General features: G+C 61.6%; 12 protein-coding genes. 3 read left to right on the forward strand and 9 right to left on the reverse strand.

The features are described 5' to 3' along the window. The first annotated feature begins 57 nt into the window (after positions 1 to 57). Together lldD and H0Z09_RS18560 are read left to right on the forward strand one after the other, a co-directional pair. A complete protein-coding gene (gene lldD / locus H0Z09_RS18555; protein WP_186692236.1) occupies positions 58 to 1,194 on the forward strand; it encodes an FMN-dependent L-lactate dehydrogenase LldD in 1,137 nt (378 codons plus the stop codon). Positions 1,195 to 1,688: 494 nt separating this feature from the next. After that, a complete protein-coding gene (locus H0Z09_RS18560; protein WP_186692238.1) occupies positions 1,689 to 2,615 on the forward strand; it encodes a GGDEF domain-containing protein in 927 nt (308 codons plus the stop codon). Positions 2,616 to 2,636: 21 nt separating this feature from the next. Here H0Z09_RS18560 and H0Z09_RS18565 read toward each other — a convergent pair whose 3' ends face one another. The 7 genes from H0Z09_RS18565 to H0Z09_RS18595 form a co-directional block, all read right to left on the reverse strand. Beyond that, positions 2,637 to 3,437, reverse strand: coding sequence for an iron-containing redox enzyme family protein (locus H0Z09_RS18565; RefSeq protein ID WP_186692240.1), 801 nt, complete (start codon positions 3,435 to 3,437; stop codon positions 2,637 to 2,639). A gap of 46 nt (positions 3,438 to 3,483) precedes the next feature. Next, positions 3,484 to 5,946: an EAL domain-containing protein gene (locus H0Z09_RS18570; RefSeq protein WP_186692242.1), complete on the reverse strand. Its 2,463-nt coding sequence runs from the start codon at positions 5,944 to 5,946 to the stop codon at positions 3,484 to 3,486. A 71-nt stretch (positions 5,947 to 6,017) separates the two neighbouring features. After that, positions 6,018 to 7,820, reverse strand: a complete 1,803-nt coding sequence (locus H0Z09_RS18575; RefSeq protein ID WP_186692244.1) for an ATP-binding cassette domain-containing protein — start codon at positions 7,818 to 7,820, stop codon at positions 6,018 to 6,020. Next, the gene (locus tag H0Z09_RS18580) at positions 7,813 to 8,415 is read right to left on the reverse strand and encodes a DsbA family protein (RefSeq protein WP_186692408.1); all 603 of its coding nucleotides are present in this window, start codon (positions 8,413 to 8,415) and stop codon (positions 7,813 to 7,815) included. Before H0Z09_RS18580 ends, H0Z09_RS18575 begins: the two co-directional genes overlap by 8 nt. Before the next feature lie 36 nt (positions 8,416 to 8,451). After that, entirely contained in the window at positions 8,452 to 9,393 is a 942-nt protein-coding gene (locus tag H0Z09_RS18585) for a rhodanese-related sulfurtransferase (protein ID WP_186692246.1), read from the reverse strand. Positions 9,394 to 9,516: 123 nt separating this feature from the next. Then, on the reverse strand, positions 9,517 to 9,810 hold the full coding sequence (locus H0Z09_RS18590) for a BolA family protein (protein WP_076953088.1): 294 nt from the start codon (positions 9,808 to 9,810) through the stop codon (positions 9,517 to 9,519). Between the two features lie 6 nt (positions 9,811 to 9,816). Beyond that, the gene (locus H0Z09_RS18595) at positions 9,817 to 10,335 is read right to left on the reverse strand and encodes a DUF2059 domain-containing protein (RefSeq protein ID WP_017527734.1); all 519 of its coding nucleotides are present in this window, start codon (positions 10,333 to 10,335) and stop codon (positions 9,817 to 9,819) included. A gap of 192 nt (positions 10,336 to 10,527) precedes the next feature. Here H0Z09_RS18595 and H0Z09_RS18600 point away from each other — a divergent pair, with 192 nt between their 5' ends. Further along, the gene (locus tag H0Z09_RS18600; RefSeq protein ID WP_186692248.1) at positions 10,528 to 11,910 is read left to right on the forward strand and encodes a class II fumarate hydratase; all 1,383 of its coding nucleotides are present in this window, start codon (positions 10,528 to 10,530) and stop codon (positions 11,908 to 11,910) included. Here H0Z09_RS18600 and H0Z09_RS18605 read toward each other — a convergent pair. Next, complete coding sequence (locus tag H0Z09_RS18605) at positions 11,907 to 12,863, reverse strand: DMT family transporter (RefSeq protein WP_186692250.1); 957 nt, start codon at positions 12,861 to 12,863, stop codon at positions 11,907 to 11,909. The genes H0Z09_RS18600 and H0Z09_RS18605 overlap by 4 nt on opposite strands. A 76-nt stretch (positions 12,864 to 12,939) precedes the next feature. Further along, a complete protein-coding gene (locus tag H0Z09_RS18610; protein ID WP_186692252.1) occupies positions 12,940 to 13,908 on the reverse strand; it encodes a fimbrial protein in 969 nt (322 codons plus the stop codon). Positions 13,909 to 13,932: the final 24 nt, after the last annotated feature.

The raw sequence follows: 13,932 nt of genomic DNA on the forward strand, positions 1-13,932 counted from the left end.
TATCATGCCAGATTTTTACCTATGCTGATCCGCCCTGCCTTGTGGAGACCTTTTTTCATGATCATCTCGTCCGCCTCCGACTACCGCGCAGCGGCCAAGCGCAAGCTGCCGCGCTTTCTGTTCGACTACATCGACGGCGGCGCCTACGCCGAACACACGATGCGGGCGAACAGTTCGGACCTGGCCGAGATCAGCCTGCGCCAGCGCATCCTGCGCAACGTGGACAGCCTGAGCCTGAAGACCACGGTGTTCGGCCAGACGCTGGACATGCCGGTGATTCTCAGCCCCGTGGGCCTGACCGGCATGTACGCTCGGCGCGGCGAAGTGCAGGCGGCGAAGGCGGCGGCGAACAAAGGCATCCCGTTCTGCTTGTCGACAGTGTCGGTGTGCCCGATTGAAGAGGTGGCTTCACAAAGCCCGCAAGCCATCTGGTTCCAGCTGTACGTGCTCAAGGACCGCGGTTTCATGCGCAACGCGCTGGAGCGAGCCCAGGCGGCGGGCATAACGACATTGGTGTTTACGGTGGATATGCCCACGCCCGGCGCGCGCTACCGCGACGCCCACTCGGGCATGTCCGGGCCGTTCGCGGCGCAGCGGCGCATGTTGCAGGCCGTCACCAAGCCACAATGGGCGTTTGATGTGGGCTTGATGGGCCGTCCCCACGACCTGGGCAATATTTCCAGGTATCTGGGCAAGCCCACTCACCTGGAAGACTACATCGGCTGGCTGGCGAACAATTTCGATCCGTCGATCAGTTGGAAAGACTTGGAGTGGATCCGCGAATTCTGGAAAGGCCCGATGATCATCAAAGGCATCCTCGACCCCCAGGACGCCAGGGATGCCGTGAGTTTCGGCGCCGATGGCATTGTGGTATCCAACCATGGCGGCCGCCAGCTGGACGGCGTGCTGTCCACCGCCAAAGCGCTGCCACCGATCGCCGACGCGGTGGGCGACGACCTCACGGTGCTGGTGGACTCCGGCATCCGCTCCGGGCTGGACGTGGTGCGCATGCTCGCCCTGGGTGCCAAGGCATGTCTGCTCGGCCGCGCCACCGCCTATGCACTGGCCGCCGATGGCCAGCACGGCGTGGAAAACCTGCTGGACATCTTCGCCAAGGAAATGCGCGTGGCCATGACCCTGACCGGCGTCACCTCCATCGCACAGATCGACCGCTCCACCCTGGTTTACCCCTGACCTTGTAGTGAGCGGGCTCGCCCCGCGCTGGGTGGCGAAGCCGCCCCAAACCAGGCGACCGGGTTCTACCTGGAACTCGGCGGTGTATTTATTGGGGCCGCTTCGCAGCCCAGCGCGGGGCAAGCCCGCTCACTACAGATGTGCCGGCAAGAATTTGTAGATATGCGTACTTTTATTAGTGGGGGCAATCAGGCCCTTACTTGCCAAATAACTGGCGTCATAGTTCGGGTGCTGTGTTTCTGCGATAAAAGCAGATGCTTGATTTATAAGGCGTTTAATTTAATTAAAACGTTTGGCATGAATCTCGCTCTAACCCTTTTCAAGCAGGTCAAGCGATGACAAGACGTGCGGCGGTGCCCAGGGGTTATAACCCATTGCAAAGCGGTCTAGACTGTAACCAATGTTTTACGGAACTGAAGGAACAGTAAGACGCCTGGCACTCGCCACTCTCATCGAGCCTGTAAGACAGCTAAGTGCGTAGAGGCCGATCGCTTATGAAAACACCTACCCAGACCAACGCAATTGACTTTGACAGTGCCAAATTGCAACGCCTGGGATTTGGTCAGCCATCCCTCCTGCCGCGCCGCCCCACCACGGTCACTCAACTGCGCCAGCAACTGGGCCTGCAGTTGCAAACCAGCCTGGAGCCGGAGCGCATCCTCGCGGTGTTCTTCCGTGAGATCCAGCGCCTGGTGCCCCTGGACGCCCTGCAATACCGCCATCAGGCCAGCGACCTGCGCCTGGAGCTGGGCCATCGCGGCCACCATGCGGTGAACTACAGCCTGAGCCATGAAGGCGAGCACCTGGGCGAGTTGATCTTCCGTCGCAACCAGCGCCTGTCGGACGAAGAACTCGGCCAGCTTGAATCGCTGCTGGCCACCCTGCTCTACCCGATGCGCAACGCCCTGCTTTACCGCGCCGCCACCCGCAGCGCCCTGCGCGACCCGTTGACCGAGACCGGCAACCGCATTGCCATGGACCAGACCCTGCAACGGGAAATCGACATGGCGCGCCGGCATCTGAACCCGCTGTCCTTGCTGATGCTGGACATCGACCACTTCAAGACCATCAACGACACCCACGGCCACGCCGCTGGCGATAGCGTGCTGCGTGCCGTTGCCGGGGCGATCAAGGGCCAGTTGCGCAACGTGGACATGGTGTTTCGGTTTGGCGGGGAAGAGTTCCTGGTATTGCTGTCCAACACCGGCCGGGACGCGGCGGCGATGATCGGTGAACGTCTGCGCCAGGCGACACAGGCCCAGGATTATCGGGCGGATGGAACGCGGATCGAATTGACGGTGAGCCTGGGCTGCTCGACCTTGCTGGCCGCTGAGTCCGCCGAAAGCCTGCTGCGCCGCGCCGACAGCGCCTTGTACGTGGCCAAGCGCGCAGGCCGCAACCGCTTGGCGATGGCGGGGTAGAAACCCCGCCATCGTCTTGCGTCACGCTTCGCTGGCGACCCGCGCCTGGCGCTCACGCACAACCGCGGGTGCCTTTTCTTTCTCCAGGCGCATGCAGCTTTCCAGGAACAGGTACATGTAGTCGTAGCTCTTGCACACGGCCTGGCGCAGCTCTACCTGCAATGCCTGGGTCGGGTTCGTCCCCGCCAGGGTGCAGATGATTTCCAGCGCTTCCCATGGATGCGCGTCATCGTACTGGGCGTGCATCTTCAGCCACTTCATCGCACGCTTGCGTTCTTCCTCCGGGAAGGCCGCCGCGTAGGCGCCGGTGGAACACACCACGGCGGACCATTCCCCCGTCGCCCCTTCGATTGCATAGTTGGTCGCGGCAATCGCCACGATCAGCGAATCGGCGGAACTTGTGTGCCAGCACCAATGGCTCAGTGCGTGCAACTCCGGCGGCACGTCCTGGGCCTGCAACTCTTCCAGGCTCACACCGTGGGCACGGGCCCAATGCACCCAATAATCGGCGTGGTTGAGTTCCACGCGGATATTGCGCATCAGCCAGCGGCGCGCCATGTCTTCACCGGGATGGCGGGCAAATTTGGTCTTGGTGAGGTTCTGTGCCATGTACAAGGCAAACTGTTCCACCACAGGCCAGCCACCGATCAGGTAGTGGCGCATGGTCTTGGCGCTGAGCGTGTTATCGCGCATGCGCTGGTACAGTTCGTGCTCAACAACTCGACGCTTGCTCTCGCTACAGTCCTGGATCAATTGCTGAGCCCAGGCGGGGTAACTGGAGGCTTCCATAAGCGGGCCGGTTCTGTTGAAGGTGTCGATCACTGTTAAGGCTCCTTTTTAAGTGTGATTGTACAGACCAGCAAATGTTTCAGCGGAACGTGCCGGGCGCCTTGAATAACAGAGGCTGTGGCCGCACAGGTCGACATTGCAAGCTATCAAAGGTAAACAATTGCGGTCGTTCGATCAGGTAGCCCTGAGCGTAATCCACACCGATTTCGAGCAGGGCCTGCTCGATCTGCGGCGTCTCGACAAATTCTGCAATTGTGCGCTTACCCATGACGTGGCCGATGTGGTTGATCACTTCGACCATCGCGCGGTTAATCGGGTCGTCCAGCATATCCTTTACGAAACTTCCATCGATCTTCAGGAAGTCTACAGGTAAATGTTTGAGATAGGCGAATGAGGACATTCCGGCACAAAAGTCATCCAGTGAAAAATGACAACCTAAGGCCTTGAGTTCATTGATAAAGCGAATCGCGCTGCCCAGATTGGCGATCGCGGCGGTTTCGGTAATTTCAAAACAGATCATGTTGGGCGGAATGCTGTAGGTCTTAAACTTTTCGTGCAGAAACCCGAGGAAGTCATCATCACCAATGGTGATGCCCGACAGATTGATCGCGCACATGGCCATGGGTCGACCCGGCCGCTCCTGCAGGCAACGGGCGATGATCTGGAATACATTCTCCACCACCCAACGGTCCAGGGATGTCATCAACCCATAGCGCTCGGCAGCCGGGATAAAGCTGTCGGGCAAGATAATGCGGCCGGCTTCGTCATGCAGGCGCAGCAGGATCTCGATATGCCCATCGCCCCCGTCGACGTGCCCCAGGGGCGAGATTTCCTGGGCGTACAGGCAGAACCGGTTCTCTTCCAGGGCCATGTGCAAACGCTGCACCCAGGCCATTTCGCCAAAGCGCACGGACAGTTCCGAGTCGTCGGCGTGGTACACCTGCACCCGGTTGCGGCCTTTTTCCTTGGCCATGTAGCACGCCATGTCGGCGGCGCGCAGGGAGGTTTCCAGGGTGGTCGGGGTCTGGCCCAGGTGCACCAGGCCGATGCTGACGGTGGTCATGAATGGCCGGCCCTTCCACACAAAGTGCAGGCTTTGCACGGTGTGGCGCAGGCTCTCGGCGATTTTCTCCGCCACCGCCGCCGGGCAATTCTCCAGCAGGATGCCGAACTCATCGCCGCCCAGCCGCGCCAGGGTGTCGCCTTCGCGCAGGTCCGACTGCAGCAGTGCGCAGATATGTCGCAACAGTTCGTCACCCGCCGCGTGGCCACAGGTGTCGTTGACCAGTTTGAACTGGTCGAGGTCGAGGAACATCAATGCATGCCGCCCGCCCTGCTGCTGCGCGGCGGGATGCAGCACCTGTTCCAGGCGGAACTCGAATTCACGGCGGTTGGCCAGGCCGGTCAGGGCGTCGTGAGTCGCCTGCCAGGACAAGTTGGCGATGTACTGCCGCTCCTGGGTCATGTCATGCAACACCAGCACCGCGCCGGTAACCTTGCCGGCGCTGCGGATCGGGGCGCCCACCAGCGTCACCGAGACCGTGCTGCCATCCAGGCGCTGGATGGTTTTGGAGTGCTCGCTGCCGCCACTGAGCCGGCCCTTGACGATATGGTCGATCAGGGTAAACCCGTCGGGCTGGGCATTGTCGTCCAGCAGGTTGAACAGCGCGGCCAACGGCAGCCCTTGGGCCTGGGCCGACTTCCAGTGCGTCAACGCCTCGGCCGCCGGGTTCATGTAGGCGATGGCGCCGTCGACGTCGGTGGTGATCACCCCGTCGCCAATCGACTCCAGCGTGATCTGCGCGCGTTCCTTCTCTTGTTGCAGGGCGTCGGCAAAGGCGTGGCGCTGGGTCAGCAGCTTATGCGTGCGCAACAGCGCCAGCACAATCAGGCCCAGGGCCGTGGCCAGGTTGGTGATCAGCAGCAACCGCAGGATCATCCGCGAGCCTTCGCCCAGGGCATCGCTGAACGCCTTGGCCGCCGGGGTTACGCCTTCATTGATCGCGATGATATGCGCCTTCCACTGCCGCACATCGTGGGCGCTGACCTGGTCGCGGCGGATCGCGCCGTGCATCTCGCGGGCCAGATCATCGAGCCGCACCAGGTAGCCGTCGCCCACGGTCCACAGCTCGATGGCCTTTTCCAGGTAGCTGAAGTGGCGAAAATTGAGGTACAGCCAGATCAGGCTGGAAACATCATCCGGGTGGTTGCCGCCCTTGAGGATGCCCAGGCGAGCAGCCGCAAGATCCGGCGTGGGACGATCGAGCGCGATGCGCAGCTCATGGCCGCCCTGGGGCACGGCGATAGCCTGCAGGTATTTGAGGTAAGTGGCTTCATCGCGATTATCGGCGTAAAGCGTGAGGTAATAGATGGCGTCTTTCTGGCCTTTGGACCACAGGCTCTCACCGGCCACATAGCCACGCACCGCCGAGAGCATGAAGAGACTGACACAGCCCAACAATGCCTGGAACAGTACCACTGCGATGAAAGGCCATACGATGCCCAACAGCCTTGGCGTTCCGAGAGTCCGCTTTTGCTTCATGAAGTCCCTTACACATGCACTGCTGGATACGCACGCGAAAATCCGCTTCCGATAGCTGAGCCCAGGCTAAATCAACGTACTTGTTGCAAGTGCCCGTAGAGCTTGGCGTACAAGCCGCCATCGGCAATCAATTGCTGATGATCTCCATCCTCAGCAATGTGACCACCGTCGAACACTAAAACTCGATCGGCCTGCTTAACCGCCGACAGGCGGTGAGCGATGATCAGTGTAGTACGCCCGCTGAGGAAGCGCGCGAGCGCCTGGTGCAGGTTGTACTCAGTGGCGGCGTCGAGGGCGGACGTCGCTTCGTCAAGGATGACCACTTTCGGTTCGGCCAGCACCATGCGCGCAATCGCCAGGCGTTGACGCTGCCCTCCGGAGAACCGCACCCCGGAACGCCCCACCACACTGTCCAGGCCCATCGGCAATGCCTTGACGGTAGCATCGAGCTGGGCGATTTCCAGCGCCTGCCAGCACGCCTGGTCAGTGCGCTCGCGGCCCATGGTCAGGTTGGCGCGCACGGTATCGTTGAACAGCGCAGGGTGTTGCAGCACCACGGCAACGTTTTCGCGGATGGTCTCCAGGCCGATTGCCTGCTGGGTGGCACCGCCAAAGCGGATACTGCCGGCCTGCGGCGTATAGAGCCCGAGCAACAGCTGCACCAGGGTGCTTTTGCCGCCGCCGCTGGCGCCGACAATCGCCACCTTCTCACCGGGTGCGATGGCCAGGTTCAACTGGTTCAGTACCAGGTCTTCGCCATAGCCAAAGTTGAGCCCGCGCACTTCGATGCCGACGGTCTCACGCCCGGTGAACGGGTCTTCGCCGCCGGCGTACTGCGGCTCGTCGGCGCGGGCCAGCAATTCGTTGATCCGCGTCAGCGCTCCGCCCGCCGCGTAATAGGCGTATTGCAGGTTCAACAGTTGTTCCACCGGACCGATCATGAACCACAGGTAGCTGAACACCGCGAGCATCTGGCCGATGGACAGGTCGGAAAACAGCACCGTGAGCATCGCCGCCGCACGGAAGATGTCGATACCAAACTGGAACAGCAGGCCACTGGCGCGGCTGGAAGCGTCGGTTTTCCACTGGGAATGGATGGCGAAATCACGCACTTCCTGGGCGCGCTGGCCCAGGCGCCCGAGGAAAAACCCCTGGCGGTTGCCGGCGCGCACTTCCTGAATGGCATCCAGGGTTTCGGTCAGGGCCTGGGTGAAGCGCGAGGTGCTGTCGTTTTCCAGTTTCTTCAGGTGTTTGACGCGCTTGCCCAACTGCACCGTGGCATAGATCACCAGCGGGTTGAACAGCAGGATCAGCAAGGCCAGTTGCCAGTGCATCCACACCAGGATCGCCGAGGTGCCCACCAGCGTGAGCATGGCCACCAGGAAGCGACTGAGGGTTTCGCCGACGAATTTGTCCAGGGTGTCCAGGTCGGTCACCAGGTGCGTGGTCACCGTGCCACTGCCCAGGCTTTCGTATTCGCCCAGGGAAATGCGCTTGAGCCGCTCGATCAGGCGCACGCGGATGCGGTACACGATGTCCTTGGCCAGCCGCGCAAACAGCCGCGCCTGCACCACGTTGAACACCAACGCGCCGCAACGCAGGCACAGGGTCACCAGCAACATCAGGCCGATGTAACCGGCCGCCTTCTGCCAGCCCAGCGGCAGTGCATGGTTCATCACCTTGAGGGCTGCATCGCCATGGCCCAGCAGTACTTCATCCACCAGCAGCGGCAGGAGCAGAGGGATGGGCACGCTGCACAGGGTCGCCAGCACGGCGACGCCGTTGGCGACCCACAGGGATTTCTTGTGACGCAGGGCCAGGCGGCGAATTTCCGCCCAGGTCAGTCGGTCAGTGCGCTTGGGCTGGTCATGCACAGGTGGCTCGCTCCAGCCATCGGCCCAGCAAAGGCGACAGCTCGGACAACGGCTGGTAACCATTGGTCAGCAAGGCCAACTGGCCATTGCGCTCGGCGAGCAGCGTCGGGAAACCGGCGATACCCAGATCCTGCACCCAGGTGAAATCGGCAGCGGTGGCGGCATGCTGCTCGGCGCGGTCGAAGGCGCCGGCAAACTCGATACGCGGGATGCCCGCCTGCTCGGCCAGCTCCACCAGCACACTGGCGAGGGTCACATCGCGGCCCTCCACGTAGAACGCGCGCTGGATCAGCCCCAGCAGTGTCCATGCACAATCCGGCGCCAGGCTGCGTGCCGTGACGATGGCGCGGCACGCCGGTTCCGTGTCGTACACAAAGCCATCCGGCAATGCGCCTTCGCGCTTGAACGGCTGGCCGGTCGCATCGGTGACCGCCTGCCAGTGCTCCAGGATGTAGCGCCGGGTGGTCGGTTCCAGCGCCGCACCGCTGCCGGTGCGCAAGCCGCCCACCACCAGGTGCAGTGGCACTCCGGCCGCCTGGGCCTGCTCCACCAACGCCGCGGCCACCGGGGCAAAACCCCAGCACCAGGAACACATCGGGTCCATCACATAGAGCAGGCGCGCGGACATGGCTCAGGCCTCGGAAGGGGTTTGCTTATAGTTGAAGCCGATCGGGTGCGGCATATTGCGGGCCTTGGCCAGCTCGATCTGCTTTTGCCGGTCGATCGCACTGCGCCGGGTTTTCTCCGGCAGCTTATCCCAGCAATGCGGGCAACTGATGCCCGCCACATAGTGCTCGGACGCGCGGTCTTCCACGCTGACCGGTGTGCGGCAGGCATGGCATTGATCGTAGTCGCCTTCGCTCAAGTCGTGGCGCACCGTGACGCGGTTGTCGAACACAAAGCAGTCGCCCTGCCATTTGGTCTCTTCCTGCGGCACCTCTTCCAGGTACTTCAGGATGCCGCCCTTGAGGTGGTAGACCTCATCGAAGCCTTCGCTGAGCATGTAGCTCGAAGCCTTCTCGCAGCGAATGCCGCCGGTGCAGAACATCGCGACCTTCTTATGCCTGGCCGGGTCGAAGTTGGCTTTGATGTAGTCGGGAAATTCGCGAAAACTGGTGGTCTTCGGGTCGATCGCACCTTCAAAGGTGCCGATGGACACCTCGTAGTCGTTGCGGGTATCGATCAACAGCACTTCGGGGTCGCTGATCAGCGCGTTCCAGTCCTTGGGTTCGACGTAGGTGCCGACCTTTTTGTTCGGGTCGACGCCTTCGACGCCCAGGGTCACGATCTCTTTCTTGAGCTTGACCTTGGTGCGGTAGAACGGCTGGTCGTCGCAGTAGGATTCCTTGTGGTCGATGTCGACCATGCGCGGGTCTTTCTTCAGCCAGGCCATCAGGCCGTCGATGCCCTCGCGGCTGCCGGAAACAGTGCCATTGATGCCTTCTTCGGCGATCAGCAAGGTGCCTTTGACGCCGTTGTCGACCATCGCCTGCAGCAATGGCTCGCGCAGGGCGACGTAATCTTCGAGGGTGACGAACTTATACAGTGCCGCCACCACAATCGGTTGAGTCATGGGTGTTCTCTCCAGGTGGCTACCCTCGTAAAGGGTGAACCGGATGCAAAAAAAACGCGCCGTCTGAGCGGCGCGCTGCGGATTCTAACAAATGCCCGGTGCCAGAGACACCCGTGCCTTGAGTCAGTGCCCGCCGGCGCAGGTCGGCGAGGCCGGGGCTGCGTCGATTTTCGCCCATTCTTCAGGCGTGTAGGTATGCAGCGCCAGCGCGTGGAACTCGCCCATCAGGTCACCCAGGGTGGCGTAGACCTTCTGGTGGCGCTTGACGCGGTTGAGCCCCTCGAACTGCGGGCTGACCAGCACGGCCTTGAAGTGGGTCTGCAACCCACGGCTGTGCATATGGCTTTCGTCCAGCACGCTCAAGTGGCCGGTGCCCAGGGCGGCAAGCGCCGTTTCGATACGCTGTTGCATGGTCATTGCTGCTTACTTCTTCTTGGCCGGTGCGGCGGCTTTAGGCGACAGCTCGTTGGTCATGTCTTCCAACAGCTTGTTCACCACCGGCACGGCGCTTTCCAGCTTGGCCTGGGTCATCTGGGCCGATTGCTGGGTCAGTTGCGGCATTTTTTCCAGGACTTTCTTGCCCAGTGGCGACTGGTAGAAGGCAACCAGGTCCTTGAGTTCCGATTCGCTGAAGTTGGTGGTGTAGAGCTTGACCATGTCCGGCTTCAGCTTCGGCCAGCCGATGGCCTGGTCCAGGGCGGCGTTGGCCTTGGCCTGGTAGCTGTCCAGCACGGACTGCTTGGCGGCAGGCGCCTTGGTCTGTTCGAAACGCTGGGCAAACATTTGCTGCACTTGCATGTAAACCGGGGTGCCCAGCTTGTCGGCATGGGCCAGGGTAAGGAAGGCTTCGGCACTGGCGTTGTGGCTGGCGGTATCGGCAAAAACCTGGCCGCTGGCGCAAACCAGAGCAACCGCGGTACAGATGGCACGAAGACGAGTCATCGAGTTTCCTTTCTAGCTGGCGAGGTAAGACCCCAAGGGCGCCCATTCTGCGCCTAAAAAACGCCATGGCTCAACCCCACCCCTTGTCGGCCCTGGTTTTGTGGAGGATGAATCCGATGAAAAGTCTTTTTTGGAACCCGCTGGGTCGATCAGGGCCTAAACTGCGCAAACTGACCTGAAGGAGTGTGCCCGATGAGCCGTATCGAAACCGACAGCCTGGGAGAAGTCCAAGTCCCGGATGATGCTTACTGGGGCGCCCAGACCCAACGTTCGCTGGTGAATTTTGCCATCGGCGAGCAGCGCATGCCGCTGCCGGTGCTGCACGCATTGGCGCTGATCAAGAAGGCCGCGGCACGGGTCAATGACCGCAATGGCGACTTGCCCGCCGACATCGCCCGCCTGATCGAACAGGCCGCCGACGAAGTGCTGGCCGGCCAGCATGACGACCAGTTCCCGTTGGTGGTGTGGCAGACCGGCAGCGGTACCCAGAGCAACATGAACGCCAACGAAGTGATCGCCGGCCGTGCCAACGAACTGGCGGGCAACCCGCGCGGCGGCAAGAGCCCGGTGCACCCCAACGATCACGTCAACCGTTCCCAGAGCTCCAATGACTGCTTCCCTACCGCCATGAGCATCGCCGCCGTGCAGGCGGTGCACGAGTGCTTGTTGCCGTCCATCGCGACATTGTCCGGTGGCTTGGCCGAACTGGCGGCGCGGCATATGAACCTGGTGAAAACCGGCCGCACCCATATGATGGATGCCACGCCGATCACCTTTGGCCAGGAGCTTTCGGCGTTCATCGCCCAACTCGATTACGCCGAACGCGCGATCCGCAGCGCGCTGCCCGCCGTGTGCGAGCTGGCCCAGGGCGGCACCGCCGTCGGCACCGGGCTCAACGCGCCCCATGGCTTTGGCGAAGCGATCGCCTCGGAGCTGGCGGCGCTGTCGGGCTTGCCGTTCGTCACGGCGCCGAACAAGTTCGCCGCCCTCTCCGGCCACGAGCCGCTGGTGACCCTTCACGGCGCGCTGAAAACCCTGGCCGTGGCTCTGATGAAAATCGCCAACGACCTGCGCCTGCTGGGCTCGGGCCCGCGCACCGGGTTGGCCGAGGTTAAATTGCCGGCCAACGAACCGGGCAGTTCGATCATGCCGGGCAAGGTCAACCCGACCCAATGCGAAGCACTGTCGATGCTGGCCTGCCAAGTGCTGGGCAATGACGTGACCATCGGCATGGCCGCCAGCCAAGGGCACTTGCAGCTGAACGTGTACAAGCCGGTGATCATCCACAACCTGCTGGAATCGATCCGCCTGCTGGCCGATGGCTGCAACAACTTCCAGGAGCATTGCATTGCCGGTCTCGAACCTGATGCCGAGCAAATGGCCGCACACCTGGAACGGGGCCTGATGCTGGTGACGGCGCTCAACCCGCATATCGGTTATGACAAATCCGCCGAGATCGCCAAGAAAGCCTACGCCGAAGGCCTCACGCTGCGCGAAGCCGCCTTGCAACTGGGCTACCTGACTGACGCAGAGTTCGACCAGTGGGTTCGCCCGCAAGACATGCTCGGCGCCTAGGACGCCATGCGTAGACGCCGGGCCTTGAGCCCGGCGAGCAACGACGGCGCCAGAGCGACCATCGCCGACCCCAGCACCACGATCAACGCCCCGAAATACCCCAGGGCGTTGATCTCTTCGGCTTGCACATAGTCGGGCCACAGCCACGCCGCCAAGGCCACCGCGACAAATGTCACCAGCGGCGTAAGCGCCAGCGTCGCACTGACACGGGAGGCTTCCCAGTGGGCGAGCGCTTCGGCGAAGGCGCCATAGGCCACCAGGGTATTCATGCAGCACGCCAGCAACAGCCAGCCTTGCAGCGGGCTCAAGTCCAGGGCCTCCAGGGGATGGGCCCAAGGCGTGAGCAATACCGCGCAGGACAGGTAGATCACCATCATCACTTGCAGCGAATTCCACACCGTCAGCAATTGTTTCTGGCCCAGGGCGTAGAACACCCAGATCGACGTGGCCAACAAAACGGTGAGCACGCCGGCGGTATAGGTGCCCAGTGAGGTGAGCAATTCCAGCAGGCGTTGGTTGAAGAACAGGCCGAACCCGACCATCAGCACCAGCAACCCCAGCACCTGCCCCCGGCTGAAACGCTCCTTGAACACAAACACACTGGCCACCATCAAAAAGATCGGCCCCATCTGCACCACCAGTTGTGCGGTGCCGGGGCTGAGCATTTTCAGGCCCACCAGGTACAACACATAATTGCCCACCAGGCCGCACACGGCCATGCCCACCAGCCAACCGCCCTTGGGGCCCAGCACCTTGCGGCTGGGCAGGCGCTTGGTCAGCGCCAGGTAGACGAACAGGCATCCTCCGGCCACCGTCAGGCGAAACCAGGTGACGGTGACCGGGTCCATCACTTGCAGGACCTGCTTGAGTTTGATCGGCAGAATGCCCCAGAGCAGCGCGGTCAGCAGGGTCAGGAGAAAACCGTAGACCCAGCGGCCGGAAGAGATGTGCATGAATGCCCCAAAATGCCAGAGGAAGTGGAACCGGCATTCTAGGGGCATGCGGTGTGCTTTGGGTATAACGCTGTGTTCATGGCACGCCCATCACCAGTACCCCGCTCCCGCTTACGGCCCCCGCGCTCGGTAGCGCCCCGTTGCGCCGAACGAGGGCAAACGTCACATCGTCCCCGCCTGTGCTGTTGGTGATATGGGTCAGGAACGAACCGTTCACAGGCACCGCTGAACCCGCGCGGACAAGCCCCGTGCCCACGTCCGGATTGTTCATCAGCAACAAACGTGAATCGAACGACGATGGGCTGCCTTTGTAAGTAATGGTGATCGGTGTAGTGATCCCGCCGGCCGGACATGAGTAGTTGAGCCTGCGGTGGCTGACAATCGATGTTGTCAGCGGGTCAGTGCCTATGGCCCGTTGATTCACGGTGCCGAAGTTGACCTCGATGGGATTGTTGTTGTTGATCGTGCAGGTCGATGGAGAGATGCCGAAGTTATTCGCGGCGGTGTACGTCAATACGAGCTTCGTACTTCCCGGACTGTAATTGTTGGTCTGGTGGAGATTCAACGCGCCCAGGGTATCCCCTATTCGAACGTCGATAGGGTTGCTCGGGTCGTTTCGCAGCAGGATATAAGGGGTTACGTTGATGGGGTACGCCAAAAAGTTATTAGGCATGGTCGCAATCCGGATATTAAACGGCACAGGGGTGTTATAAAACGCGCCATTGATACGTAAGCCGGTACCTTGACTGGAAAACTTCGGACCGGGCACCCAGGGGGGGCCGGCTTGCGCGGATGTTCCCCAATAGTCTATGCGTGTAGGGTGGGCAGGCGAGGGAGTAAACCGGCACTCCAGCCGTGCGCCTTCAAGGATCAGACGGGTAGTGTCTGACCCCACGCTGACAGTGACGGGAACCTGCAGGTTCAGAATCCCACCGTCGCCAACATATTGCCATGTTCCGTTATTAACGCGGCAATCAGCGGCTCGCACGGCCGTGGTAACACCCATTAGGACGAGAAGCACTATAGCGCCATGGCGTCGTTTCATTTTGTTCTCTCATTGTTCCTCTGA

The organism is Pseudomonas sp. SWRI18 (assembly GCF_014268345.1).
GTDB classification, from domain to species: Bacteria; Pseudomonadota; Gammaproteobacteria; order Pseudomonadales; family Pseudomonadaceae; genus Aquipseudomonas; species Aquipseudomonas cedrina.